The organism is Streptomyces sp. NBC_01012, assembly GCF_045162755.1.
Classification (GTDB): Bacteria; Actinomycetota; Actinomycetes; order Streptomycetales; family Streptomycetaceae; genus Streptomyces.
Genome location: NZ_CP108688.1, coordinates 5,047,478 through 5,073,731 on the forward strand (window position 1 = coordinate 5,047,478; position 26,254 = coordinate 5,073,731).

Here is a 26,254-nt window from a genome sequence, read left to right on the forward strand (position 1 = left end):
TGCGGCGCATGCCTAGTGTGCTCGTGGTCGAGGACGACCAGTTCGTACGTTCCGCCCTCATCCGGCACCTGACCGAGGCCTCGCACACGGTACGGAGTGTCGGCACCGCCCTCGAAGCGCTGCGCGAGGTCGCGCACTTCCGCTTCGACGTGGTCGTCCTCGACCTCGGACTGCCCGACCTCGACGGCGCCGAGGCGCTGAAGATGCTGCGGTCCATCACCGACGTACCCGTCATCATCGCGACCGCGCGGGACAACGAGGCCGAGATAGTCAGGCTGCTCAACGACGGTGCCGACGACTACCTCACCAAACCGTTCTCGGTGGAGCACCTCTCCGCCCGTATGGCGGCCGTCCTGCGCCGCACCCGCGCCACCGGCTCCCAGGCCCCGCCCCCGCGGGTCCTCCAGGTCGGCGGGCTCTCCATCGACCCGCTGCGCCGCCAGGCCGAACTCGACGGCACGGCACTCGACCTGACCCGCCGTGAATTCGATCTGCTGGCCTTCCTCGCCGGCCGCCCAGGCGTCGTCGTCCCGCGCCGTGAGCTGCTGGCCGAGGTCTGGAAGCAGTCCTACGGGGACGACCAGACCATCGACGTCCATCTCTCCTGGCTGCGCCGCAAGCTGGGAGAGACCGCCGCGAGGCCGCGCTATCTGCACACCCTGCGCGGAGTCGGTGTCAAACTCGAACCTCCGGCCACGGGAACCCCCGGTCCGGGGCCGACCGCATGAGATGGGCCCTGGTCAAGGTCTGTCTGGCCGTCACCGCGATGGTCGTGATCGCCTTCGCCGTACCGCTGGGGCTCGTCATCAAGGAGATGGCCCGTGACCGCGCCTTCTCCGACGCCGAGCGGCAGGCCGCCACCATCGGGCCCACCCTCACCATCACCACCGACCGCGAGGAGCTGACCCGGGCCGTCCTGTCCACAGAGCCGGGCGGCCGGGGCCGCCTCGCGGTGCACGTACCCGCCACCGAACAGGGCGGCTCCCGCCAGGAGATCGGCACCCGGCGCGCGACCCGCGCGGACCTGGAGACCGTACGGAAGTCGGGCCGCGCCTCCATCACCGATGTACCGGGCGGCTCCGCGCTGCTCCAGCCCACCGCGCTCGGCTCGGGGGGCATCGCGGTCGTCGAGGTGTTCGTGCCGGCCGACGAGGTCACCAACGGCGTCGGCACGGCCTGGCTGGTCCTCGCGGGTGTGGGCATCGCGCTGATCGTCGGCTCGGTGGCCGTGGCCGACCGGCTCGGCGTACGGATGGTGGAGCCCGCGCAGCGGCTCGCGGGCGCCGCCCAGGACCTGGGGGAGGGGCGGCTGGGCACCAGGGTGCCCGAGGAGGGCCCCACCGAGCTCCGCTCGGCCGCGGTCGCGTTCAACTCCATGGCCGACCAGGTGGTGCAGCTCCTGGCCAACGAACGCGAACTGGCCGCGGACCTCTCGCACCGGCTCCGCACCCCGCTGACCGTGCTCCGCCTCAACGCCGCCTCGCTGGGCGAGGGTCCCGCCGTCGAACAGACCAGGGCCGCGGTCGAGCAGCTGGAGCACGAGGTCGACACGATCATCCGTACGGCCCGGGAACAGCGCCCGCAGACCCAGGGCGGGCAGCAGGGCGCGGGCGCCGGGTGCGACGCCTCCGAGGTCATCCGGGACCGCATGGGGTTCTGGTCCGCGCTGGCCGAGGACGAGGGGCGCACGGTGCGTCTCGCGGGCGTGGACCGCACCGTGAGGATCCCGGTGGCCAGGCCCGAACTGGTCGCCGCCCTGGACGCGTTGCTCGGCAACGTCTTCCGGCACACCCCGGAGGGCACCGCCTTCGCCGTCGATGTCCACCACAGCGGTGACGCGGTCCTCGTGCTGGTCTCGGACGCCGGACCCGGCATACCCGATCCGGAATCCGCCCTGGCCCGGGGCGCCAGCGGGCGGACCGGGGTGCGGGGCGAGGTGGGGTCGACCGGACTCGGCCTCGACATCGTCCGCAGGGTCGCCGAGTCCACCGGCGGTGACCTGCGGATCGGGCGGTCGGTGCTCGGCGGCACCGAGGTACGCATCTGGATCGGGCTCGACGGCGGCCCGGCCGAGCGCGCTCGCAGGGGACACCGGGAGGGACGTCGTAACGGAAGGCGGACGAGGCCCTGGGCCGGCCGGTCATGACCGGCCCCTCTTAACCCGTACCGATGCCCTCCTTAAGCAAACCCTAAGAACATCAACTCGGGTCCCATGGGCGCCCTTTGTCCGTTTCCCGGGGGCTAGCGTGCAGACGCAATCACCCCCCCGGCAGGACAGAGGAACGCGATGGGCATCAGTACGCACCGCCGCACGACGAGCACCCGCACGAAGGCGGTCGGCGCCCTCGTCGCCGCGGCTGTCGTGGGCGGCACGGTCTTCGCACTCACCGGCACGGCCCAGGCGGCGGCCGTCGGCGCCGCCTACACGAGGGCCAGCGACTGGACCGGTGGATACACCGGGCAGTACGTCGTCTCCAACGACACGGGGACGGCCCAGTCGGGCTGGACGCTCGAATTCGACCTGCCCGCCGGCACGAAGATCGACTCCCTGTGGAACGGTGAGCACACCGTCAGTGGCAACCACGTCACCGTGAAGCCCGAGAGCTGGAACAAGGACATCGCTCCGGGTGAGTCCGTGACGGTCGGCTTCGTCGCCGCGTCCGAAGGCGCGGCGTCCGCCACCGCGGCGGCAGCCGCCGACCCGGAAGGCTGCCTCATCAACGACGCCGCCTGCTCCGCGGACGGTGGCGCGGCGCCGGAACCGAGCGGACGCCCGACCGACACCCCGACGTCGGCCCCCACGCCGACGGAGACCCCGGAGGACGAGGCGACGGACACCCCCACGTCCGAGCCGTCCGAGCCGGCCGATTCCTCCGGCACGGCCGATGGCGCGGGCTTCGCCCCGTACGTCGACACCTCGCTCTACCCCGCCTACGACCTGGTGGACACCGCGGCCGCCACGGGCGTCAAGGAGTTCAACCTGGCGTTCATCACGTCGGGCGGTGGCTGCGCGCCGCTGTGGGGCGGGGTCACCGGACTCGGCGACGACCAGGTGGCCTCCCAGATCGGCGCGCTGCGGGCCGAGGGCGGCGACGTGCGTGTCTCCTTCGGCGGGGCGGCCGGCGCCGAGCTGGCGCTGAACTGCTCATCGGCCGAGGAGCTGGCCGAGGCGTACGGCGAGGTCGTCGACACGTACGAGCTGACCAAGGTCGACTTCGACATCGAAGGCGGCGCGCTCCCCGACACCGCCGCCAACTCCCGCCGCTCGCAGGCCATCGCCGAGCTCCAGAAGTCGCACCCCGACCTCGACGTGTCCTTCACCCTGCCCGTGATGCCCGAGGGGCTGACCCAGGACGGTGTGAACCTGATCGCGGATGCGAAGGAGAACGGCGTCGCGATCGACGCCGTCAACATCATGGCGATGGACTACGGGGCCTCGTACGACGGGGACATGGGTGACTACGCCACCCAGGCGGCCACCGCCACGCAGGCCCAGGTCAAGGGTGTGCTCGGGCTCTCGGACGCGGAGGCGTGGAAGGCCGTCGCGGTCACCCCGATGATCGGCGTGAACGACGTCGCCACCGAGATCTTCACCGTCGACGACGCCACCCAGCTCGTTGAGTTCGCATCGGAGAACGGCATCGGCCGGCTGTCGATGTGGTCGGGCACGCGTGACGTGCAGTGCGCGGACGGCGAGAAGCCGACCGCGGACGCGACCTGCAGCTCGATCCTCCAGGAGCCGCTGGCCTTCACCAAGGCCTTCGGCGCCTTCAGTTAGTCCCGCGGGCGCGGCGCCCTCCCTTCGGGAAGCCCGCGCCCTCCCGACCACACCCCGACGCGCGCGTCCCGGCCGGCCCCACTCCCCCCACACTCCGGCCGGGGCGCGCGCCCTTTCGTCCGTGGCGGCCTGTGCCCGGATGAGCCGAAAGGCCTCGCGTGCCGGTGGAGTTCGGGGAAAGAACGCGGAAACGGTCCGTGACCCCCCTGTGCACCCTCACAGGGCCTCACCCCGTTCATTTTCCGGCGGGCCCCTTGCGGTCTGCCGAGGGGTCCGGCACCGTCTGATGAATCGACACGATGACCCGGTCGTCCGAGGGCCTCGGTGAGGCTCTCAGCCACTCAACACCCCCTGACCTGCGCTGATTCGACCCGTACCGGAGGATGCATGCAGCATGTGCCCGTGGGCGCAAGCCCTCTGCCGGACACGGTCACGTGACTTGCAGGACACACTCGGGCAACGGAAGCGTCTTCAACTCTTGACACCCACCCCCTCTAGGCAGCAATGTTCCGGCAACAGCGCATGGGAGCGCTCCCATATCGAACGACGTTTTTCGCTCGTACGGGGACGGCACGGCCCATGTCATCTCCGTACCACTGGCACCCGCACCCACCAGCGCGTATGCCGAGCAGATCGAACGCCAGTCTCACCTGGAACAAGGAGTAGTGGAATGCGCATCACCCGCACTGTCGCAGGTCGAAGCCGCAGAACCGCCATGTTGGCCACCACGGGCCTCACCGCCGCCGCCCTGCTGCTGACCGGCTGCAGCGATTCCGGTTCGGATTCCGACGAGGCGGACGCGGACGGGAACATCACCCTGACCCTCGCCGACTACGGACAGTTCGGGTACAAGGAGGCGAAGCTCTTCGAGAAGTACCACGAGCTTCACCCGAACATCACGGTCAAGGCGAACACCGCCTCCGAAGAGCCGGTCTACTACACCAAGTTGCTCCAGCAGCTCAACACGGGCAGCGGCCTGGCCGACATCCAGGGCATCGAGGTCGGCCGTGTCAAGGAGATCGTCGCGACCAAGTCGGACGCCTTCGCCGACCTGTCCGACGTCGTCGACAGCAGCCAGTGGGTGAACTGGAAGGCGCTCCAGGCGACGACCGAAGACGGCAAGGTCATCGGCGCGGGCACCGACATCGGCCCGATGTCCATCTGCTACCGCCGCGACCTGTTCGAGAAGGCGGGACTGCCGACCGACCGCGACGAGGTCGCCGCGAAGCTCGCCGGCGGCTGGGAGGACTACCTCGAGCTCGGTGAGCAGTACCAGAAGAACGCTCCCGACGGCACGTTCTTCATGGACTCCGCCAGTGCCATGTACAACGGCGTGGTCAGCTCCAACTCGGAGCAGTACTACTCGAAGGACGGCAAGGCGATCTACAAGGACAGCGCCGGCGTCAAGGAGGGCTGGAAGCTGGCGGGCGAGGCGGTCGACAAGAAGCTGACCCAGGGGCTGGCCCAGTTCCAGGACCCGTGGAAGGCCGCTCTGCGCAAGGGCAGCATGGCCACCATCGCCTGTCCCGCATGGATGGCGGCGCAGATCGCCGAGTACTCCGGTGACGGGTTCAAGGGCAAGTGGGACATCACCCGTGCCCCGGGTGACACGGCGGCGAACTGGGGCGGTTCCTTCCTCGCCGTGCCCGCCAACGGCAAGCACGTCAAGGAGGCCGGTGAGCTCGTCAAGTGGCTGACCGCGCCCGAGCAGCAGTCGGCCGTCTTCAAGGCCGCCGGCCTCTTCCCGTCGAACAAGGGAGCCTTCCAGCTCGCCGACGTGAAGGCCGCCAAGCTGGAGTACTTCAACGACGCCCCGATCGGTGAGATCTACGCCGACGAGGCCAACGCCATCCCCGCCGCCGTGCTCGGTGCCAAGGACGGCAACATCAAGGACGAGTTCGGCAAGCAGATCAACAACATGGAGCAGCGCCACACCAAGCCGGACGCGGCCTGGGACGCTGCCGTCGAAGCCATCGACAAGATCGTCGGCTGATCCTCCGCCGGTGCGGGCGGCGGGACGTCTTCCACGCGTCCCCGCCGCCCGCACCGGTGCCGGTCCATCCGCCGGCACGAGCACCTTCCGACACTCGCACCCGACCTCGCCCAGGGTCCGGCGGCCTGCCCCGCGGTGTCGGGCACACCCAGGGAAGGACTCCCACCCGTGGCAACCACGACCCCCACCCGGAGCGCGCACGGCCCACAGCGCGGCCGACGCGCTCCGAAACCCATGACTCCCGGGCGCCAGGCGTGGCGCAGCCGGCTCTGGCGACTCGACGACAAGGCATCGCCGTACGCCTACATCGCCCCGTTCTTCCTCGTCTTCGGCGCCTTCGGGCTCTATCCGCTCGTCTACACCGGCTGGATAGCCCTCCACAAGGTGGAGATGACCGGTCTCGACCAGATGGAGTGGGTGGGCTGGGAGAACTTCAGCACCATCCTCCAGGACTCCGAATTCTGGACCGCGGTCACCAACACCTTCGTCATCGGCGTCATCTCGACCGTCCCCCAGCTGATGGTCGCGCTCGGCCTCGCACACCTGCTGAACTACAAGCTCCGTGCCAGCACCTTCTGGCGCACCGTGATCCTCACCCCGTACGCCACATCGGTGGCCTCCGCCGCCCTGGTGTTCGCCCTGGTGTTCCGGGCCGACGGCGGTCTGCTGAACTGGTTCCTCGGCCTCTTCGGCGTCGGTGAGACGAACTGGGTCAACGGCCACTGGACGTCCAACATCGCCATCGCGGTCATCGTGATCTGGCGCTGGACGGGCTACAACACACTGATCTACCTCGCCGCCATGCAGGCCGTCCCGTCCGACCTCTACGAGGCCGCCTCCATCGACGGTGCCTCGCGCTGGCAGCAGTTCCGCAACGTGACGATTCCGGCGCTGCGGCCGACGATCCTCTTCACGATCGTCATCTCGACCATCGGCTCGATGCAGCTCTTCGGTGAACCTCTCCTGCTGGAGGGAGGCATCAACGGTGCGTCGGGCGGTACCGAGCACCAGTACGAGACGCTCAGCATCTATCTCTACAACTACGGCTGGAACCTCGGACACCTCGGCTGGGCCGCCGCGGTCGCCTGGGCCATGCTCGTCCTGCTGCTGCTCATTGCCGCGATCAACTGGCTCGTCGGGCGCCTCATGCGCAAGACCGCGGCCTGACGGGGAGCGATACACATGACCACCACCAGCCCCATGACCGCGTCGGACCACCGCCGCCTCTCCGAGGCCCCCGTCGACGGCGAGCCCCGGCGCCGCCGCTTCAAGCCCGGCGCAGGCCGCCAGCACCACGCGGGCCCCTTCGCCTACTTCGCCCTTGCCGTCGTCGGCCTCGGCTCGCTGTTCCCGCTGTACTGGACGCTCGTGGCGGCGTCCCGTACGCAGGACGAGATCCTGGACAGCACTCCGCCGCTCATCCCGGGCGGCAACCTGTTCCACAACCTCCAGGCCGCCTGGGAACAGGCGCACCTCGGCAAGGCCATCGTCAACACCCTGATCGTGTCCGCCAGCATCACGGCGGCGACCCTGTTCTTCTGCACCCTGGCGGGTTACGCCTTCGCCAAGATGCGCTTCAGGGGCCGTGGCGCCCTGATGACGGCCGTGATCGCCACGCTGACGATCCCGCCGCAGCTCAGCGTCGTACCGCTGTTCATGCTGATGTCGGACATCGGCTGGGGCGGTGAGCTGGAGTCGGTGATCTTCCCGACCCTCGTGAGCGCGTTCGGTGTGTTCTTCATGCGCCAGTACCTCATCGAGGCACTGCCGTACGAGCTCATCGAGGCGGGCCGCGTCGACGGGGCGAACAACATCCGCATCGTGTGGAGCATCGTGCTCCCGGTCGCCCGGCCGGCCATGATGGTGCTCGGCATGCTCACCTTCGTGCAGGCCTGGAACGACTTCTTCTGGCCGTATCTCGCACTGAGCCAGGAGAACCCCACGCTCCAGGTGGCCCTCGGCCTGCTGAGCGCCTCCTACGTGCCCGACCAGAGCATCGTCATGGCCGGCGCGCTGATCAGCACCCTGCCGCTGCTCGTCGTCTTCGTGATCTTCGGCAGGCAGATCGTCGGCGGCATCATGGCCGGTGCGGTCAAGGGCTGACCTCCTCCGCACCCGTCTGCCCGCCCCCGGGTGCCGCCCTGCCGGATCCCGTACGGCCTGTACCTGACCCACAGGCCGTACGGGTACGGTATTGGAATCCCGCACCTACCCGTCCTCGTCCCCTCCACCCCCATGGGAGCGCTCCCGCATGACAGCCGTACGACCCGACACCACCCCGAAGCAGGCGCCCGGGACGCTGTTCCCCACGGGCTTCATCTGGGGCGCGGCGACCGCCTCCTACCAGGTCGAGGGCGCCGCAGCCGAGGACGGCCGCACGCCGTCCATCTGGGACACCTTCAGCCGCACCCCCGGCAAGGTCCGCAACGGCGACACCGGTGACATCGCCGCCGACCACTACCACCGCTACCGCGACGACGTCGCGCTCATGAAGCAGCTCGGGCTGAAGGCCTACCGCTTCTCCGTCTCCTGGTCCCGGGTCCAGCCCACCGGCCGGGGCCCCGCCGTCGAGCGCGGTCTCGACTTCTACCGCAAGCTCGTCGACGAGCTGCTGGACGCCGGCATCATGCCCGTCGCCACCCTCTACCACTGGGACCTGCCCCAGGAGCTGGAGGACGCCGGCGGCTGGCCCGAGCGCGTGACCGCCGACCGTTTCGCCGACTACGCCGCCATCGTCTCCGGCGCGCTCGGCGACCGCGTCGGCATGTGGACCACCCTCAACGAGCCGTGGTGCTCGGCCTATCTCGGTTACGGCTCCGGTGTGCACGCCCCGGGCCGTACCGAGCCCGCAGCGGCGCTGCAGGCGGCCCATCACCTCAATCTCGCCCATGGCCGGGCGATCGAGGTTCTGCGCACCCAACTCCCCGCTTCCGCGCAGACCTCGGTCACCCTCAATCTCCACCAGGTCCGCCCGCTCACCGACAGCGAGGGCGACGCGGACGCCGCCCGCCGCATCGACGCCGTCGGCAACCGGGTCTTCACCGGCCCGATGCTGCACGGGGAGTACCCCGCGGACCTGATCGCCGACACCTCGCACCTGGTGGACTGGTCGAAGCTGGTCAAGGACGGCGACCTCGCCACCATCTCCCGCCCGGTCGACGCCCTCGGCATCAACTACTACACGCCGACGCTGGTCTCCAGCCCGGTGGAGGGGGTCGCGTACGCGCGCAGCGAGGCGCACGGCTCCAGCGAGCACTCTCCCTGGCCCGGTTCCGAGCATGTCGCCTTCCACCTCGCCGAGGGGAAGGACCGGACCGCGATGGACTGGTCGATCGACCCCGACGGGCTCTACAACCTCCTCATGGACAGCCACCGGGACCACCCCGGGATCCCGCTCATGGTCACGGAGAACGGCGCGGCCTTCGACGACTACGCCTCGCCCGAGGGGAAGGTCGAGGACCCGGAGCGCGTCGCGTATCTGCACAGCCACCTCGACGCCGTGCAGCGGGCCGTCGCCGACGGTGCGGATGTCCGCGGCTACTTCCTCTGGTCGCTGATGGACAACTTCGAGTGGGCGTACGGCTATTCGAAGCGCTTCGGCGCGGTCTACGTCGACTACGCCACCCAGCGCCGTATCCCCAAGACGAGTGCCCACTGGTACTCCGATGTGATCCGCCGCCACGCGCTGCCCCCTCTCGGCACCGTCTGACCCTGACCAGGGAGAACAGCGGGACCCGGCACACCGCCGGGTCCCGCTGTTCTGTGTCTGCCTCCTGTTTTTCCGGCCCCGGGACGGGCCCGCCTTACATGCCCGTCACACGCACCCCGTACGCTTGGGAGCGCTCCCAAGGAGTGTGGCGCCGGGCGGGCCGAAGGGCTCTGCCGAGTGTCAAGGGATCGGATGGTGGGACTTGGTTTTGGCCAACCCGCTGTGAGAAGTTGACCGCGAACGGGAGGCAGCCATGGCGGCAGCGCGAGTACGGAGTGGCGGGCGGCCCACGCTCGAAGAGGTGGCGGCCAGGGCCGGCGTGGGGCGGGGCACGGCCTCGCGCGTCATCAACGGCTCCCCGCGGGTCAGCGCACAGACCAGGGAGGCCGTCGAGGCCGCGGTCGCCGAACTGGGCTATGTGCCCAACCGTGCGGCGCGCGCGCTCGCGGGCAACCGCACGGACGCCATCGCGCTCGTCGTCCCCGAGTCCGAGAGCCGGTTCTTCGCCGAGCCGTACTTCTCCGACATCGTGCGCGGTGTCGGGGCGGCACTCGCCGACACCGAGATGCAGCTGCTGCTGACCCTCGCGGGCAACGACCGCGAGCGCCGCCGGCTGGCCCAGTACCTGACCGCGCACCGTGTCGACGGGGTGCTCCTGGTCTCCGTCCACGCCGATGACCCGCTGCCCGATCTCCTCGAACAGCTCGGCATGGCCGCCGTGATCAGCGGCCGCCGGCACGCCGCTGAGACGCTGCCCTCCGTCGACTCCGACAACTTCGAGGGGGCCAGGGCGGCCGTCGACCACTTCATAGCGCGGGGCCGCCGCTCCATCGCGACGATCACCGGCCGCCTGGACGTCTACGGCGCCCAGCGGCGCCTCGACGGCTACCGCAAGGCCGTCGCCGCGGCCGGGCTCGACCCCGACGAACGGCTCATCGCACCCGCCGACTTCAGCGAGGAGAGCGGCGCCCGCGCGATGCGCGAGCTGCTGAAGCGCCGCCCCGACGTGGACGCCGTCTTCGCCGCGTCCGACGTGATGGCCGCGGGCGCCCGTCAGGTCCTGCGCGAGTCGGGCCGCCGTATCCCGGACGACGTGGCCCTGATCGGCTTCGACGACTCCGCGGTGGCCCGCCACATGGACCCGCCGCTGACGAGCGTGCGCCAGCCGATCGAGGAGATGGGGCGCACGATGACCCGTGTCCTGCTCCAGGAGATCGCGAAGCGTTCGTCGGGCGACACCACACAGGAACGCACGAGGATCGTGCTGCCCACGGAGCTGGTGGTACGCGAGTCCTCCTGAGGCTCCGTACGCCGCCCCTTACCTCGCTCTCCACGGGACGGGCAAATTTTTCACAAGTCCTCCATGAGGTGTCCACCTGCCGGATAAGGTTCCCGGAGTTCGGCGAATCCGGGGGGGCTGCATGCAGAAGATGGTCAAGGGCGCGAACGTCGGGCTGGCCGCGCTCAGTGACGACGTCGGCTCCGTGATGATGAGCCTCGGGTGGAGCAGTCCGACCGGGGAGGGCGACGCGGATGTCTCGGTGCTGCTGCTCGACGGCAACGGCAAGGTGCGCAGCGACGCCGACTTCTGCTTCTACAACAACCCCGTCGCCGGCAACGGCAGTGTCCAGCTGCTCGGGAAGACGCCCACGGCCGACGGCAACGAGGACCGCATCAGTTTCGACCTCGACGCGGTACCGGCGGAGGTCGAGCGGATCGTGGTGGCGGCGAGCCGTTACGGAGGGTCCCGTTTCGGGGATCTCAACGATCTCCACCTGACGCTCGCGGACAGCGCGGGGGACAGCCTGGTCCAGTTCTCCGTCGAGGACGCGGGCGCCGTGAGCGCCTTCATCTTCGGAGAGCTCTACCGGCGCACGGGCGAGTGGAAGTTCCGTGCGGTCGGGCAGGGGTACGCGTCAGGGCTCGGCGGTCTCGCGACGGACTTCGGTGTCGACGTCGACGACGACGCCGAGGAGGAGACCGCCGGGGAGCAGCCGGGGCAGCAGGAGCGGCGCGAGGAGCCGAAGGGTGCTCCGCGAGCCTCCGTACCCGCCCCGCGGGCCCCGGAACCGACCGTGGTGGCGGACGGCGGCGGGGAGGCGGCGGCGCCAGGGCCGAGCCGGCCCGCCAGACCGCGTACGGCCAAGAAGAAGGTCACGCTGCCGAGGACCGCGAAGAAGTCGCTCGCCGAGAACGACTCCTGGCGTACGGCCCGGCTGTTCCCCCTCTCCGCGCTCAAGAACGACCGTGAGCGTGAGACGCGTGCCACCTCCGTCCTGCTGTCGGTGATGACCCAGGTGCCCGAGTTCGGCCGCCGCCTCACGGCGGGGTTCGGCGCGCCCGCCGGGCGGATGGAGACCTTCACCGAGGTCTCGCTGCCGCACGGCGACACCCCGCGCAGGCCGGACGGAGTCATCCGGGTCGAGCGGGCGGGCAAACTGTGGACCGCGCTGGTGGAGACGAAGACGAACGGCAACGCCCTCAAGGCGGACCAGGTGCAGGCGTACATGGACATCGCCGCCCGGCGCGGCTACGAGTCCGTCATCACCCTGTCCAACGACGTGGCGCTCGAAGGCAGCTCCCTCGTCGACGTCAGGGTCGACGGCCGGCGCAAGCACAAGGTCGCGCTCTGGCACCTCTCCTGGGCCGAGGTGGCCCACCAGGCCCAGATGCTGATCCGCCACGAGGGCGTGGGCACCGCCCCGCACGCGTGGCTGCTCCAGGAGCTGCTGCACTACCTCCAGCACGAGCATTCGGGCTGCCACGGCTTCCAGAACATGGGCGCCGCGTGGGTGCCCGTCCGCAAGGGGATCGACGACGAGACGCTCTGCCAGGGCGATCCGCGGGCCACGGAGGTCATCGAGAGCTGGGAGAAGCTGATCCGGCAGGTCTGTCTGCGCCTCGGCGGTGAGCTCGGGCAGAAGGTGCTGCCCGTCCAGCGCGCCAAGCGCGGCGCCGACCCCCGCGCCCGCCGTGCCGACCTCGCCGACAGACTGTGCACCCACGGGCGGCTGGACGCCGAGCTCCGCATCGAGGGGACCCCGGGGATCCTGGCCATCGCCGCGGACCTGCGCACGGGCAAGCTGCGTACGTCGATCGAGGTGCCCGCCTCCGAGCAGGGCTACCCGCTCAGCCGCGCCAAGCGCCTGATCCGGCAGCTCGCCTCCGCACCGGCGGACCTGCACATCGAGACCCTCGTCCCGGGAGACGGCGTGGGCCCACGCGGAACCCTGGAACGGCTGCGCCCCGAGCCCGCTGACCTGCTGCCGAGGGACGGCGGCGAGATCGCCGGCTTCAGGCTCTCCCTGTTCAAGGGGATGAGGAACGGCCGTGGCAGCGCGGAGTCCGGGTTCATCCGCAGCGTCGACGACGCGGTGGACCGCTTCCACGCCCTCGTGATCGCGCAACTGGAAACGCGTGGAGCGCGTCGCTCCGGAGGCGGCGAGAGGCCGCCCTCCGACCCGTGAGCGGCCGGATGGCTGTTGATCTCTACCGCCATCGGCGATGGCGGCCCAGTTGACGAGGGTCTCCGAGTACCGGCTGAGCCGCTCATGGCCGCGGGCACGGCGGCGGCCTCTTCACCCGCCCGCGCATCCTCTCCGTCGAGAGCATGGACAGCCTCTGTCCGGACAGCCCCACCCTCCCGCCCGGCACAACCGAGTCCCCTCGATCGGCTGGAGCGATAGAGAGGTTCGGGAGCCGGAATGGGGCGGGTGTTGCGGTGGCGGGGCGGGCGGATCAGGCTGGAGCCCGCAACGAGGCAGCCGGGGCGTCGGGGCCGGCGCGTGAGTGGAGGTGCGGCGTGGGGCGGTTCACCGTTGTCGTCAACGGCGAAGAGCAGTACTCGATCTGGGCCGAAGGACGTGAGATGCCGCTGGGCTGGCGGGACACAGGCGTGGCCGGGACCAAGGAAGAGTGCCTCGCCCACATCGACGAGGTGTGGACGGACCAGCGGCCGCTGAGCGTGCGGTAATCCCGGCCGGACTACGCGTCCAGGGGAAGCCAGCCGCGCTGGACGGCCCGGGCGCCGGCCTCGAAGCGGCTCCGGGCCCCCAGGCGGTCCATCAGGACCGTGGCGATACGGCGGGCCGTGCGGTGGGAGACGCCGAGGCGCTTGGCGATGCCCTCGTCGGTGTGGCCCTCGGCGAGCAGGCGCAGGGTGGCCGCCTCCTGGTGGTCCAGCCCGCCCTCCTCGCGGCACGGCGCCTGGCCCAGCGGACGGGCGTTCTCCCACACCATCTCGAAGAGGGTGCACAGGGCGGTGAGCGTGCCCCGGCCGGTGAGGGCGACCGCGCCCTCACCGCTGTCCTCGCTGTCGACGGGGAGGACAGCGGTGGTGCGGTCCACGATGGTCATCCGAAGAGGGAGCACGGGGACCGTGCGGACCTGGCCGCCCAGCTCCGTCAGCCACGTGGCGTGCGTTTCGCTCGCCGTGTTGTTGCGCACGCTGTCCAGGTAGATCGTCCGCATGGTGACGCCCCGGCCCAGGAGCCGCTCGTTGAGCGGACGGGAGGCCTCCATGTTCGCCTCCGTCTGCGCCCCGCCGGGGGCGAAGACCATCACCTCGGTCCTGACGTTCTCGGTGAGGTCCGCCAGGCGGGCGCGGACCTCGTCGACGCCGGCGAGGTGCTCCACGCTGACCTGTGCCCCGTCGGGGCGCTGATCGCCGTACTCGGCGATCAGCTGCCGCGCCGCCGCCCGGGTGCCCGCGACGCGCCGGCTCTCCAGGGCGAACTCGGCCTCCCGCTTGGCCAGCAGGTGCTCCAGTCCGACCTCCGGGCTGACCGCGCGGAGTGCTGCCGGGGCCTCGGCCAAGCGGTCGGCGGCATACTGCACGAGCGAGAGCCGGGACAGCCGGTCCCAGGCCTCACGCAAGGCCTCCTCGGTGATCCCCAGCCGCTGGGCCAGTGCCTCGGCGTCGTCCTGGGGGTGGCTCAGCATTGCCCGGTAAACCGCCTCGGTCGTTCTGTCCAGGCCCAGTTGTTCGAGCATTTGTTCCCCCGTACATCGATCCCTGCCACATTATCCCCGCCATGGCTGATCCGAGCCGGGCTGAGGGCTGTCCCGTGGCCAGATTGGGCCAGGGCCCAATCCGACCACCCGGAAACCCTTCCTGGCGGCGTGACGGGTAGTGATGCTGTGGTTAGGAGCCGGGGGCTCCAAGAGAAAACATGCAGTCACTTGGGGGGATTCGCCATGTTTCGTACTCGTGTGGTCAAGGCTGCCGTGACCGTCGTCAGAGGCGCCGCCGTGGAGCCGGCCGTCACCGGGGCGCACGCGCCGGTCGGTGAGGACCCGAAGCGGGACATGGGCTGGCAGTGACCGACGCCGCCACCACGGGTACGACGCGTCGCCGGAACAGCACATGGATCTGAAGCAGCTCACCACCTTCCACCGGGTAGCGACGCTGCTCAGCTTCACCCGTGCCGCGGCTGACCTGAAGTACGCGCAGTCCAGTGTGACCGCCCAGGTCAAAGCCCTGGAGGTGGCGCTGGGTGTGGAGCTGTTCGAGCGGCTGCGGGGGCGGATCCGGCTGACACCCGCCGGAGAGCGGCTCGTACCGTACGCCGAGCAGATCCTGTCCCTGGTCGACGAGGCGCGGGACCGGACGACCGGCCGGACCGAGCCGTCGGGGGTCCTCACCATCGGCACGATGGAGAGCTTCACCTCCTACCGGATGCCCCCGGTCCTCGAGTACTTCCACCATCGCTATCCGGGACTCCAGCTCGCCCTGCGGTCCAGCCTGTGCCGGGAGACCTGCGAGGCGCTGCGGCAGGGCACCTTCGATCTCGGCTTCCTCATGGAGGCCGAGACCGAACACCAGGGGGTCAGGACCGAGATACTCGGCCCCGAGCCGCTGGTCGCGGTGGCGGCCCCGGACCATGTCCTGGCCGGCGCCCGCTCCGTCTCCACCAGCGATCTGCGCGCGGTGCCCATCCTGGCGTCCGAGGCGGGCTGCTCGTACGGGGCGCTCTTCGAGGCGGAGCTCAACGGCGGCGCCGAGGAGCCCGTGCCCCTGCTCCAGTTCGGCAACATCGAGTCGATCAAGCGCGGGGTCGCGGCCGGTCTCGGGATCACCGTGCTGCCCGCGATGGCGGTGGCCGCCGAGATCAGGTCGAAGTCGCTGACCGTGCTGGACTGGGAACCGCCCTTCGAGGTGTACACGCAGCTCGCCTGGCGGTCCGGACGCCGCCTCACGGGTGAGATGCGGGTGTTCATCGACTGGATGGTCCGGCACATGGAGGAGAGCCGGCCGCTGGTGGCGTGTTGACGGCCGTGTTCACAGGGCGCCCCGGGCCAGCAGCTCCTCCACTATCTGTACGGCGTCCAGCGCGCCGCCGACCCGGAGGTTGTCGGTGGCCAGCCACAGCCAGAAGCTGTGGGGATCCGTGGCCGAGACCCGGACCCGCCCCACGTGGAGGCGGTCCGGGTCGTCCAGCGCGGCCGGGGTCGGGCCACCGCGCTCATGGTGGACCGTGACCCCGGGCAGCGCGCCGAGCAGGGACACCAGCTCGGCGCGGTTCACCGCCGAACGGCACTGCGTCCACACCGCCGCTCCCTGCCCGCTGACCACCGGGACCCGCACGCAGGTCGCCGTGACCTCGACGCCGGACAGTCCCAGGACCTTGCGGACCTCGTCGGCCACCTCCCGCTCCTGGCGGGTCGAGCCGTCCTCCAGCACCTCGCCGATGCCGGGCAGCACGTTGAACGCCAGCGCGGGCGAGAACTCCGACGAGACCACGGTGGCCTGCGGGTCCTGCAGGACGGTGCGGGAGCCGTCCTGGAGCTCTTCGATACCGGCGTGGCCCGCGCCCGAGGCGCCCTGGTACGTGCTCATGACGATCCGTCGGATCCCCCAGCGCCGCTCCACGGCCCGCGCCACCCGGACCACGGGGACGGTGGCCGGGCCGGGCACCGTGATCACTCCGCCGGCCGGGCGGCGGACCAGCTCGGCCGCGTCGAGCTGCGGGACGACCAGGGGGGTGCCCGGCACCATCCGGAAGGCGGGGCTGATGTCGACGGCCAGGGCGCCGTGGGCGACCGCGGCCGGGACCCAGTCCCTGCTGACGTCCTCGCCGGCGCAGAACAGCGCGGCGTCGGCCATGCCGAAGTCGAACCGCGCGAGCGGGGCGACGCGGTGATCACGGCCGTCGACGCGGATCGTACGGCCGTCCGAGCGGGGGGAGGCCACCAGATGCAGCCGCCGGTACGGGAGGCGGCGGTCCTCGATGAGTTCGAGCAGGGTCCCGCCGACCGCGCCGGTCGCTCCGACGACGGCGATCCGGGGGGCGGAGGGGTCGTCTACCTGTGGCATGGACTTCTCGAATCCGCGTAAGGGCAGTGACACGGGCGGCACGTGGCCGTGCGAGCCGTCGGCTCCTGGACATGACCCTGTTCGGGTCGCGTCGGACGTTCGGCGTGGGGCTCGGGCACGATCGGCGCCGCCCCGATGATCCGCGCATCCGGACAGCTCGGCAACGGACGCCGACGGGTATCTCCGATGGCTCCCATCAGCGGGGACGATCGGCTCCTGCCGTGACCGCGAGCGTCATCGGAATGTCCGAACGGGGCCATCGGAACTCCTGGACGGCGGGCGTTGACCTGAAAGTTGGCTTGCCGAAGGCTATGGCAGGTTCTGATCGACCGGGTGCCGGAACGGAACACGCGAAACGGGGAGTTCATGCAGCAGGCTCTGAAGGACGTCGGGAGGGAGCGGGCCTCCCGGCCCGGCTCGAGCGCCGGGCCGGTGCCACGCGTGGCGAGCCGGCCGCCACAGGCGCGCCGGGCCCACCGGACCGGCCCGGGGCAGGCCCGGTGAGCGGCACCGACGCCGGCCACTGTCCCGGCGGCTCCACGGCCACGACGACGGCACCCGGCACCACGCCCTGGATCCGCTGCTTCCACCCGAAGCCGGCGGCCCGGCACACCCTGGTCTGCTTTCCGCATGCGGGCGGGTCGGCCAGCTACTACTTCGGGCTCTCGGCCGCGCTCGACCCGGACATCGAGATGGTGGTCATCCAGTACCCGGGGCGCGAGAACCGGCTCTTCGAGGAGCCCGCGGACTCCGTGGCCGCGCTGGCCGACGGTGTGTACGAGGCGCTGAGTCCCAGGCTGTCGCGGCGTCCCGCATTCTTCGGGCACAGCATGGGCGGGCTCATCGGCTTCGAGGTCGCCCGGCGGCTGGAGTCCGCCGGAGGGCCCGCCCCCCACGTCCTCGTCGCCTCGGCCAGTCAGGCGCCTTCGGTGCGTACGGAACGGCCGGCCGCCGGCCAGGGCGTGCCCCGCAGCGATGCCGAGGCCGACGATGCCGTCCTGACCCGGATCATGGGCCTGGGCGGCACGCGCGACGGGGTGCGCCAGGATCCGGAGCTGCTGCGGCTCGTGCTCCCCGCCATCCGGGCCGACCTGCGCGCCCTGGAGGGCTACCGGCTCGACGAGGGTGCCGCGGTCCGCTGCCCGGTCACGGTGTTCGTCGCCGACGGCGACCCCGATGCGCCGCTCGCCGAGGCCGGCGCCTGGGGCGCCCACACGACGGCGGACGCCGCCGTGCACGTCTTCGGGGGCGGCCACTTCTACTTCAGCGAGAACCCGCCGGAGTTCACCGGACTCCTCCAGGACACCGTGCGTCACTCTCACCCCGGGACACAACGCGTATGACAGCCATGGGATTCGTGGAGGAGGAGCTCGCCCGGATGTGGGCCGAGATCCTTGACGTCACCGGTGTGACGCTCGGCTCCGGCTGGCACGCGCTCGGCGGGCAGCCGGAGACGGTACGCACCCTGGCCGGCCTGATCGACGAAGAGCTCGGCGCGCACGTCGAGCCCGAGGGGCTGCTCGGCGCGGACACCCTGGAGGGCATGGCCCGCCTGGTGCGGGACGCCATGGCCGCCAGGAACGCGGCAGCCAGGAACGCGGCAGCCAGGAACGCGGCGGCCGGGCCGGCGGCAGACGGACCGGTGGGCCCGCGTTCCGGGACGCGTCCCGAGAGGCCCGCGCTCTCCTTCGCCCAGCAGCGGCTCTGGTTCATGCAGCAGATCGACCCCGGCACCACGCTCTACAACGTGCCCACCGTGCTGCGGCTCCGCGGCGCACTCGACCAAGGCCGGCTCGGCCGGGCGCTCACCGCCCTCGTCGCCCGGCACGAGGTGCTGCGTACGGTCTACGGGACGTCGTCCGGGGTACCGCACCAAGCCGTCGCCGCACCCGCGGAGTTCGCCCTCCCGCACACCGATCTGACCGGCAAGGACGATCCGGTGGCCGAGGCGGCCCGCATCGCCGCCGATGAGGGGGCCCACGTCTTCGACCTCGCCGTCGACCCGCCGCTGCGCGCCCACCTGTTGCGGCTCGGCCACGACGAGCACCACCTGGTGGTGACGTTCCATCACATCGCGGTCGACGGCTGGTCCGTCGCGCTCTTCTTCCGCGAGCTGGGGGAGCTGTACGGCGACGCGGGCGGTGGGGCCGCGACGGCACCCGCGCTGCAGTACGCCGACTACGCCGACTGGCAGCGTGACCGGCTCCAGGGCGACACCCTGAACGCGCTGACCGCTCACTGGCGCGCGGTGCTCGGCGAGGACCCGCAGGCGCTCGCCGTGCCCACCGACAGCCCCCGGACCGGGCAGCGGTCGTTCCGGGGCGCGGTCGTCACCCGCGAGCTGGGCGACGAACTCACCACCCGCATACGAGCGTTCGGCGCGGGCGAGCGCAGCACGCTCAACATGACGCTGCTCGCCGGGTTCCAGGCACTGCTCGCGGGCTGGTCAGGGACCGACGACGTGACCGTGGGCATCCCGGTCGCCGGGCGCACCCGGCCCGAGCTCCAGGAGCTCATCGGCTGCCTCATCAACATGGTTCCGGTCCGCGTCGGACTCGGCGGAGCCCCGGGCTTCCGAGGACTGCTCGCCCGCACCCGCACCGCGCTGCTCGACGCCTCCGCGCACCAGGAACTGCCCTTCGACAAGCTGGTCGAGGCCCTCGTCTCCAGGCGCGCCCGCGACTTCCTGCCGGTGTTCCGGGTGATGTTCAGCTTCCTCAAGGAACAGCCCGAGCCGGTCTTCCCCGGGATCGATCACTGCTCCCTCGACCTCACGGGCCCGCAGAACACAGCGAAGTACGACCTCAGTCTGTACGCGCAGGAGAGCGGCGCGGGCGTCGCGCTGACCCTCGAATACGACACCGACCTGTTCGGCCCCGAGACGCCGGCCGCGCTGCTGGCCGCCTACGAACAGACGCTGCACGACGCAATCACCTTCCCGGACGGACCGGTTCTGGATCTCCCCGCGGTCCGGTTCCGGGTGTCCGGATCCGAGAGGAACACCCACCGTGACCGCTGACCCACCGGCCACCACGGCGCCGGAAACCATCGATGCCTGGTTCGGCCTGCAGGCTGCCGAGCGGGGCGACGCGGTCGCCGTGACCGGCACCGACGGCCTGCTCACCTACTCCGAGCTCGACCGCGCCGCCAACCGCCTCGCCCACCACCTGCGCACCCTCGGCATCGGCCCCGAAACGCCGGTCGCCGTCTGCATGGAGCGCACGACCGCCCTGGTGGTGGCGGTACTCGCGGTGCTCAAGGCGGGCGGCGCCTACGTGCCGCTCGACCCCGCGAGCCCGGACGAGCGGATCGCCTTCGTGCTCGCCGATGCCAAGGCCACAGTCCTGATCACCGACCGCGCCGGGCGCGGCCTCGCCGTCGAGCACACCGTCCTGACCGGTCCCGGCGGCACCGCCCTGGGCGCCTTCCCGGATACCGCGCCCGAGGGGCCGGGCACCGGGCCGGCCGGCCTCGCGTACGTCATCTACACCAGCGGCTCGACCGGCACCCCCAAGGGCGTCATGGTCGAACACCGCAATGTGACGGGCCTGCTCACCGGCGTCCGGGGCCACTTCGGCTTCGGCCCCGACGACGTCTGGTCGATGTTCGCGTCCGCGGCCTTCGACGTGTCGGTGTGGGAGATGTGGGGCGCGCTGCTGCACGGCGGCCGGCTGGTCGTCGTACCGGAGGAGACCCGGCGCTCCCCGCAGGAGTTCCACGCGCTGCTGCACCGCGAGCGGGTGACCGTGCTCAACCAGACCCCGTCGGCCTTCCAGCAGTTGGTGCGCCACGAGGAGGAGCAGCAGCCCGGTGCCGGACCGGCCCCCCTCGACGCGCTGCGACTCGTCGTCCTCGCCGGGGAGGCGCTGCCCCCCGAGACGCTGCGGCCCTGGATCGCCCGGCACGGCGATGCCCGGCCCGAACTGGTCAACATGTACGGGATCACGGAGACCACCGTGCACTCCACCTACCGCCGGATGACCTCGGCCGATCTCGACGCCGGGGCCGGCAGTGTGATCGGCGGGGCCATCGGGGGATGGACGGTGGAGGTCACCGCCGTCGACGGCACCGGGACGGCCGACGGCGAAGCGGGTGAGCTGTTCGTCGGCGGCGCCGGGGTGGCCCGCGGCTATCTGGGCCGGCCCGCCCTGACCGCCGAGCGCTTCCTGCCCGACCCGGACGCGGCCGGCGCCCGACGCTACCGGTCGGGCGACAGCGCCAAGCGCGGCGCGGACGGCGACCACGAGTACCTCGGCCGGCTCGACCACCAGGTCAAGGTGCGCGGCTACCGCATCGAACTCGGGGAGATCGAGAACACCCTGACCCGTGGCCCCGGCGTCCAGGGCTGCGTGGTGACGGTCGACGAGGACTCGGCCGGCGAGCCACGCCTGGTCGCGTACTGGGTGCCCGAAGGGGCGGAGCCCACCGACAGCGCCACGAAGCTGCGCGAACACCTGAGCCGCACCCTGCCCGCGTACATGGTGCCGAACGTCTTCGTCGCGCTCGACCGGCTGCCGCTGACCCTCAACGGCAAGGTCGACCGGCGGGCCCTGCCCGCACCCGACGCCGTACGCCCCGACCTGGGCGGCGGCTTCGAGGCGGCGGGCACGCCGGTGGAGAAGGCCCTCGCGGAGATCTGGGCCGAGGTGCTCTCGGTCGACCGCGTCGGTCTCGACGACGACTTCTTCGAACTCGGCGGGCACTCGATGCTCGCGACCCAGGCCGTGGCCCGCTCGAAGGAGCAGCTCGGCGTCCCCGTGACGCTGCGGCTCTTCTTCGACCTGCCCACGGTCCGGGAACTCGCGGGCGCTCTGGAAGAGCTGCTCGCCGCACGGTCCACAGCTGAACCGCACGGGGAGAACGCATGACGTACGAAGCGGAACTGCCGTTGCCCGAGCAGTCCGTGGCCATCATCGGGATGAGCGGTCGCTTCCCCGGCGCGGGCGACGTCGACGCTCTGTGGCGCATGGTCGTGGCCGGCGAAGAGGGCCGCGCCGACTACACCGACGAACAGCTGACCGAGGCGGGCGTGCCCGAGCGGTTGCTCGCCGACCCGGCCTATGTGAAGTCCGGCTTCCCCCTCGACGGTTTCGACCGGTTCGACGCCGGGTTCTTCGGCGTGACCCGCTCCGAGGCCGAGCTCATGGACCCGCAGCACCGGCTGCTCCTGGAGACCGCCTGGCAGGCCATGGAGCGGGCCGGCCATCCGGCGGGCACCTTCGAGGGCCGCACCGGCGTCTTCGTCGGCATCTCGGGCAGTGCCTACCTACGCGAGCGCGTCGCCGACTCCGGCCCGGGCGGGCAGGTCTCCGAGGAGATCCAGGTCGCGATCGGCAACGACCCCGGGATGGCGGCGCTGCGCGTCTCCTACAAGCTCGGCCTGACCGGCCCCAGCTTCACCGTGCAGAGCGCCTGCTCCTCGTCGCTGGTGGGCGTGCACCTCGCCGTGCAGTCGCTGCTCGGCCAGGAGTCCGACCTCGCCCTCGCGGGCGGTGTCGCGGTCCGCGAGTTCGAGCCGCGAGGCTACCGCTACGAGGAGGGCGCGATCCTCGCCACCGACGGGCACTGCCGCCCGTTCGACGCGGACGCCTCCGGAACGGTGTCCGGCGACGGTGTCGCCCTGGTGGTCCTGAAACGCCTTGAGGACGCGGTCGCCGACGGCGACCACATCCACGCCGTGATCCGCGGCTCGGCCGTCAACAACGACGGCTCCGTCAAGGCCGGCTTCACCGCGCCGGCCCCGCAGGGCCAGGCCGAGGTCATCGCCGAGGCGCTGGCCGTCGCGGGCACCGAGCCCGGCACGGTCCAGTACGTCGAGGCGCACGGCACCGCCACCCCGCTCGGCGACCCCATCGAAGTGCAGGCGCTCACCGAGGCGTTCGGCCCCGGCCTCCCCGCCGGCTCGGTCCACCTCGGCTCGGTGAAGTCCAACATCGGCCACCTCGACGCCGCCGCCGGTGCGGCCGGCCTCATCAAGGCCGCGCTCGCCATCGAGCACCGCTTCATCCCGCCGACCGCGCACTTCCGCGCCCCCAACCCCGGACTCGCGCTGGACAAGGGCCCGTTCGTGGTCAGCGGCGAGGGCTCCCCCTGGCCACGGACGGCGACCCCGCCACGCGCAGGGGTGAGCGCCTTCGGTATCGGCGGCACCAACGCGCACGTGGTCCTCGAGGCCGCGCCCGCCGTGACCACGGAGCCCGGGACGGACACCGGCTGGCAGGTCCTCCCGCTGTCGGCCCGTACCCCCGAAGCCCTGGACGCCGCCGCCGAGCACCTCGCGACCGCGCTCACCGGGGGCGGCGCCGGGCTCGCGGACGTCGCGCACACGCTGCAGTCGGGCCGTGCCGAATTCGCCCACCGCCGCGCCGTGGTGGCCGACAGCAGGGAGGGCGCAGCCGCCGCGCTGCGCCAGGAACGCCCCGCCGCGGCCGCCGGCCAGGCCGACGCCGCGCCGGGCGTGGTGTTCCTCTTCCCCGGCCAGGGGGCCCAGTACCCGCGAGCGGGTGCGGACCTGTACCGCACCGAACCCGTCTTCCGTGCGGCCCTCGACCGGTGCGCCGAACTCCTCGAGCCCGAACTGGGATGGGACATACGGGACACCGCGTTCGCCCCCGACAGCGAGGAGAGCCGCGAGCGACTGCGCCGGACCCTCTGCACCCAGCCCACCGTCTTCTCCCTCGACTACGCCACCGCTCAGCTCCTGCTCTCCTGGGGGATCACGCCGGCCGCGATGACCGGGCACAGCCTCGGAGAGTACGTATCGGCCTGCCTGGCCGGGGTGTTCAGCCTCCCGGACATCCTGCGCGTGGTGGCCCGCCGGGCCAGGCTGATGCAGGACCTCGCCCCCGGCCGGATGCTGTCGGTGCTCCTCGACGAGGAGGCGCTGACGAAGGCGCCGGCCGGCCGCACCACGATCGCCGCCGTCAACGCACCCGGCTCCTGTGTGGTCGCCGGTACGCCGGAAGAGATCGCCGAGGCGCGCCGTGTGCTGGCCGAACGGGGCGTCTCCGTACGGGATCTGGAGACCTCGCACGCCTTCCACACCGCGCTGGTCGAGCCCGCCCTGCCCGCCCTGGAGGAGGTGCTGCGCTCGGTCACGCTGAACGCGCCGAAGATACCCTTCCTCTCCAACGTCACCGGAACCTGGATCACCGACGAGCAGGCCACCGACCCGGCGTACTGGGTCGCCCACACCCGCCGGCCCGTCCGGTTCTCGGACGGGGTCGCCACCCTCGCCCAGCAGGGGCCCGTCGTGTTCGTCGAGTCCGGCCCGGGAAGCCAGCTCGGCGGGCTCGTCAAGGCGCACCCCGAGACGGGGCCCGTCGTCACCCTGCTGCGCAGGCCGCGCGCCGGCGCCGAGGTGCCCGCCGAGGGCCGCGCGGTCCGTGCGGGACTGGCCGAGCTGTGGCGCCACGGCGTCACGGTCGACTGGACGGCCCTGCACACCGGCGGCGTGCGCCGCCGGGTGCCGCTGCCCGCCTACCCCTTCCGGGGCCCCGGCCTCCTGCGGCCCAAGCCGGCCGCGACCACCGGCGTCCGCACGAACAGCGCCCGGTGGACGTACGCACCGGTCTGGCACCGCGCGCCGCTGGCCGCCGCACCCGAGCAGGACGGGCCGGCCACCTGGCTGGTCCTGGCCGACGACCGGGGGCTCACCGGTGACCTGGTCGCCGCCCTGCGCGAGCGCGGCGAGACCGTCACCACCGTGCGCAAGGCGGCCACGTACGCCCGCACCTCCGAGCACGGCTTCGACGCCGAGCCCGCGGACGCCGGGCACCTGGGCCGCATCATCGAGGAGCTGCGCCGGGACGGGGCGACCCCGGACCGGATCGTGCACGCCTGGGCCGTGACCGGCCAGGACGGCACCGTCCCCGTGACCGCGGCCGGGCGGTACGCTCACGGCTTGGCCACGGGCTTCCACAGCCTGGTCTCGCTGGCACAGGCGCTCGGCGAGGGCGGCGCGGACACCCCGGTGCGGATCGACGTCCTCACCGACCGGCTGCAGGACGCGCACGGCTCGGTCGTGACCCGCCCCGAGCGGGCCGCTCTGTACGGCGCGGTCACCGTCCTGCCGCAGGAGTACGCCTGGCTGACCTGCCGCAGTACCGACGTGCTGACCCCGGTGGACAGCGCCGCGCGGACCCTGCTGACCGGACAGCTCATGGCCGAACTGACCGGTCCCGGCACCGAACCGCTCGTCGCCTACCGGGGCGCCCAGCGGCTGCGCCGCGCCTTCGCCCCGGTCGAACCGGCTTCCGTGCCCGTCGGGCAGGCGTGGCGGGCCGGCGCCGGTTACCTGATCACCGGCGCGTCGGGCGAGGCCGGGCTGAGCTTCGCCGAGCAGCTCGCCGAGGCGGGAGCCCGCCTGGTGCTCGTCGGGGACCCGCGGTTCCCGGCCGAGAGCGAGTGGGCCGCGCTGCCCGAGGGAACCGAGCGGGCCCGCGCCGGGCGGCTCGCCGCGCTGCGCGCCGCCCGGCCCGACGCCGTCACCTACCGGGCCGCCGACCTGGCCGACCCGGAGCAGGCCCGGCTCCTCGTCGAGGAGGCACGGACCGTGCTGGGCGCCGTCAACGGCGTACTGCACTGCGAGGACGCCCGGGGCACCGGACTCGTCGCGCTCAAGTCGCGGGACGACTTCGAGGCCGTGCTCGGGGCGCGGGTGCGCTCCACGCTGCTGCTCGAAGAGCTGCTCGCCACCGACGAGCTGGACTTCTTCCTGGCAGGCTCGGCCACCACCGGCATCGTCGGCGGCTTCGGCCAGGCCGACAACTGCGCGGCCGCGTCGTTCCTGGACGCCTTCGCCGCGGCCGGGTCCGCGGAGGGGCGCAACACCGTCACCGTCGACTGGTCGCAGTGGGAGTGGGACGACTGGTTCGAGCTGCAGATGGCCGGACTGCCCGAGGTGCGCGAGCTGTACGAGCGGCTACGCCTGAGCCAGGGCATCCCGGTCCCCGACGGCCTCGCCCTGGCCCGCGCAGCGCTCTTCGCCGGCCTGCCCCAACTGGTGGTGTCCCGGGCCGACTTCCAGGACGTCCTGGCCGACCAGCAGGGCCTGACCATGACGTCGTTCACCGAAGCGCTGAGCAGCGGCGGCAGCGGCGGCACGGACAGCGACTGGGACCCGGCCACGGTGTGGCCGGACGACGAACTGGCCCAGTCGGTGGCCCGGGTGTGGCGGGAGATGCTCGGTGCCTCCCCGATCGGCCCGGAGGACGATTTCTACGACCTGGGCGGCAACTCGCTGTTCGCCATCCAGATCGTGGGCCGGCTGCGGCAGGCGCACGGCGACTTCCCGATGAGCGCTGTCTTCGAGGCGCCGACCGTACCCGGGCTCGCCGCGGCGATCCGCGCCCACCAGGCCAAGTCCATCGGCCTGGACGAGTTCGAGGCGATGCTGCGCGAGGTCGAGGGCCTCTCCGCCGCCGAGGCCGAGCAGAAGCTGAAGGGAGACAGCTGACC

Annotated in this window: 18 protein-coding genes; 16 read left to right on the plus strand and 2 right to left on the minus strand. The window is 71.8% G+C overall.

The window, feature by feature from the left end; translation table 11 throughout:
• Nucleotides 1–8: 8 nt before the first annotated feature.
• The 10 genes from OG623_RS22720 to OG623_RS22765 all read left to right on the plus strand — a co-directional run bounded on the left by OG623_RS22720 (nt 9) and on the right by OG623_RS22765 (nt 13,453).
• Nucleotides 9–728: a response regulator transcription factor gene (locus OG623_RS22720; RefSeq protein WP_406148818.1), complete on the plus strand. Its 720-nt coding sequence runs from the start codon at nt 9–11 to the stop codon at nt 726–728.
• On the plus strand, nt 725–2,146 hold the full coding sequence (locus tag OG623_RS22725; protein WP_406148820.1) for an ATP-binding protein: 1,422 nt from the start codon (nt 725–727) through the stop codon (nt 2,144–2,146). The genes OG623_RS22720 and OG623_RS22725 overlap by 4 nt, the downstream gene beginning before the upstream one ends.
• 141 nt (nt 2,147–2,287) lie before the next feature.
• Entirely contained in the window at nt 2,288–3,778 is a 1,491-nt protein-coding gene (locus OG623_RS22730; RefSeq protein WP_406148821.1) for a cellulose binding domain-containing protein, read from the plus strand.
• A gap of 670 nt (nt 3,779–4,448) precedes the next feature.
• On the plus strand, nt 4,449–5,771 hold the full coding sequence (locus OG623_RS22735) for an ABC transporter substrate-binding protein (protein WP_406148822.1): 1,323 nt from the start codon (nt 4,449–4,451) through the stop codon (nt 5,769–5,771).
• A gap of 168 nt (nt 5,772–5,939) precedes the next feature.
• Nucleotides 5,940–6,938 carry a carbohydrate ABC transporter permease gene (locus tag OG623_RS22740; protein WP_406148824.1) on the plus strand — a complete coding sequence of 333 codons (999 nt, stop codon included), beginning with the start codon at nt 5,940–5,942 and terminating at the stop codon, nt 6,936–6,938.
• A 15-nt stretch (nt 6,939–6,953) separates the two neighbouring features.
• Complete coding sequence (locus OG623_RS22745; protein WP_406148826.1) at nt 6,954–7,874, plus strand: carbohydrate ABC transporter permease; 921 nt, start codon at nt 6,954–6,956, stop codon at nt 7,872–7,874.
• A gap of 148 nt (nt 7,875–8,022) precedes the next feature.
• Complete coding sequence (locus OG623_RS22750) at nt 8,023–9,480, plus strand: GH1 family beta-glucosidase (RefSeq protein WP_406148827.1); 1,458 nt, start codon at nt 8,023–8,025, stop codon at nt 9,478–9,480.
• A 253-nt stretch (nt 9,481–9,733) separates the two neighbouring features.
• Nucleotides 9,734–10,780: a LacI family DNA-binding transcriptional regulator gene (locus tag OG623_RS22755; protein WP_362885735.1), complete on the plus strand. Its 1,047-nt coding sequence runs from the start codon at nt 9,734–9,736 to the stop codon at nt 10,778–10,780.
• A gap of 121 nt (nt 10,781–10,901) precedes the next feature.
• The gene (locus OG623_RS22760) at nt 10,902–12,947 is read left to right on the plus strand and encodes a TerD family protein (RefSeq protein ID WP_406148828.1); all 2,046 of its coding nucleotides are present in this window, start codon (nt 10,902–10,904) and stop codon (nt 12,945–12,947) included.
• A gap of 335 nt (nt 12,948–13,282) precedes the next feature.
• Nucleotides 13,283–13,453: an MbtH family protein gene (locus tag OG623_RS22765; protein WP_406148830.1), complete on the plus strand. Its 171-nt coding sequence runs from the start codon at nt 13,283–13,285 to the stop codon at nt 13,451–13,453.
• Between the two features lie 11 nt (nt 13,454–13,464).
• Here the strand turns inward: OG623_RS22765 and OG623_RS22770 are convergent, their stop codons facing one another.
• The gene (locus tag OG623_RS22770; protein WP_406148832.1) at nt 13,465–14,472 is read right to left on the minus strand and encodes a helix-turn-helix domain-containing protein; all 1,008 of its coding nucleotides are present in this window, start codon (nt 14,470–14,472) and stop codon (nt 13,465–13,467) included.
• A gap of 204 nt (nt 14,473–14,676) precedes the next feature.
• On the opposite strand from OG623_RS22770, the gene OG623_RS22775 reads away from it, so the two are divergent.
• On the plus strand, nt 14,677–14,802 hold the full coding sequence (locus OG623_RS22775) for a hypothetical protein (RefSeq protein ID WP_406148834.1): 126 nt from the start codon (nt 14,677–14,679) through the stop codon (nt 14,800–14,802).
• A 43-nt stretch (nt 14,803–14,845) separates the two neighbouring features.
• Nucleotides 14,846–15,751: a LysR family transcriptional regulator gene (locus tag OG623_RS22780; RefSeq protein WP_406148835.1), complete on the plus strand. Its 906-nt coding sequence runs from the start codon at nt 14,846–14,848 to the stop codon at nt 15,749–15,751.
• A gap of 9 nt (nt 15,752–15,760) precedes the next feature.
• On the opposite strand, the gene OG623_RS22785 is transcribed toward OG623_RS22780, so the two are convergent.
• Nucleotides 15,761–16,795 carry an aspartate-semialdehyde dehydrogenase gene (locus OG623_RS22785; protein ID WP_406148837.1) on the minus strand — a complete coding sequence of 345 codons (1,035 nt, stop codon included), beginning with the start codon at nt 16,793–16,795 and terminating at the stop codon, nt 15,761–15,763.
• A gap of 500 nt (nt 16,796–17,295) precedes the next feature.
• On the opposite strand from OG623_RS22785, the gene OG623_RS22790 reads away from it, so the two are divergent.
• Genes OG623_RS22790 through OG623_RS22805 form a run of 4 tightly spaced genes read left to right on the plus strand, consistent with a single transcriptional unit; the run spans nt 17,296 to nt 26,252 of the window.
• On the plus strand, nt 17,296–18,138 hold the full coding sequence (locus tag OG623_RS22790; RefSeq protein WP_406148839.1) for a thioesterase II family protein: 843 nt from the start codon (nt 17,296–17,298) through the stop codon (nt 18,136–18,138).
• Nucleotides 18,135–19,814: a condensation domain-containing protein gene (locus OG623_RS22795; protein ID WP_406148841.1), complete on the plus strand. Its 1,680-nt coding sequence runs from the start codon at nt 18,135–18,137 to the stop codon at nt 19,812–19,814. Before OG623_RS22790 ends, OG623_RS22795 begins: the two co-directional genes overlap by 4 nt.
• Entirely contained in the window at nt 19,804–21,663 is a 1,860-nt protein-coding gene (locus tag OG623_RS22800; RefSeq protein ID WP_406148843.1) for an amino acid adenylation domain-containing protein, read from the plus strand. Before OG623_RS22795 ends, OG623_RS22800 begins: the two co-directional genes overlap by 11 nt.
• Nucleotides 21,660–26,252 carry a beta-ketoacyl synthase N-terminal-like domain-containing protein gene (locus OG623_RS22805; protein ID WP_406148845.1) on the plus strand — a complete coding sequence of 1,531 codons (4,593 nt, stop codon included), beginning with the start codon at nt 21,660–21,662 and terminating at the stop codon, nt 26,250–26,252. The genes OG623_RS22800 and OG623_RS22805 overlap by 4 nt, the downstream gene beginning before the upstream one ends.
• Nucleotides 26,253–26,254 lie beyond the last annotated feature (2 nt).

Bases quoted from the DNA above. Each gene is read 5' to 3' on its own strand.
- OG623_RS22720 (WP_406148818.1), top strand. From the start codon at position 9: ATGCCTAGTGTGCTCGTGGTCGAGGACGACCAGTTCGTACGTTCCGCC.
- OG623_RS22760 (WP_406148828.1), top strand. From the start codon at position 10,902: ATGCAGAAGATGGTCAAGGGCGCGAACGTCGGGCTGGCCGCGCTCAGT.
- OG623_RS22785 (WP_406148837.1), bottom strand. From the start codon at position 16,795: ATGCCACAGGTAGACGACCCCTCCGCCCCCCGGATCGCCGTCGTCGGA.
- OG623_RS22730 (WP_406148821.1), top strand. From the start codon at position 2,288: ATGGGCATCAGTACGCACCGCCGCACGACGAGCACCCGCACGAAGGCG.
- OG623_RS22755 (WP_362885735.1), top strand. From the start codon at position 9,734: ATGGCGGCAGCGCGAGTACGGAGTGGCGGGCGGCCCACGCTCGAAGAG.
- OG623_RS22735 (WP_406148822.1), top strand. From the start codon at position 4,449: ATGCGCATCACCCGCACTGTCGCAGGTCGAAGCCGCAGAACCGCCATG.
- OG623_RS22750 (WP_406148827.1), top strand. From the start codon at position 8,023: ATGACAGCCGTACGACCCGACACCACCCCGAAGCAGGCGCCCGGGACG.
- OG623_RS22745 (WP_406148826.1), top strand. From the start codon at position 6,954: ATGACCACCACCAGCCCCATGACCGCGTCGGACCACCGCCGCCTCTCC.
- OG623_RS22725 (WP_406148820.1), top strand. From the start codon at position 725: ATGAGATGGGCCCTGGTCAAGGTCTGTCTGGCCGTCACCGCGATGGTC.
- OG623_RS22775 (WP_406148834.1), top strand. From the start codon at position 14,677: ATGTTTCGTACTCGTGTGGTCAAGGCTGCCGTGACCGTCGTCAGAGGC.
- OG623_RS22795 (WP_406148841.1), top strand. From the start codon at position 18,135: ATGACAGCCATGGGATTCGTGGAGGAGGAGCTCGCCCGGATGTGGGCC.
- OG623_RS22780 (WP_406148835.1), top strand. From the start codon at position 14,846: ATGGATCTGAAGCAGCTCACCACCTTCCACCGGGTAGCGACGCTGCTC.
- OG623_RS22805 (WP_406148845.1), top strand. From the start codon at position 21,660: ATGACGTACGAAGCGGAACTGCCGTTGCCCGAGCAGTCCGTGGCCATC.
- OG623_RS22770 (WP_406148832.1), bottom strand. From the start codon at position 14,472: ATGCTCGAACAACTGGGCCTGGACAGAACGACCGAGGCGGTTTACCGG.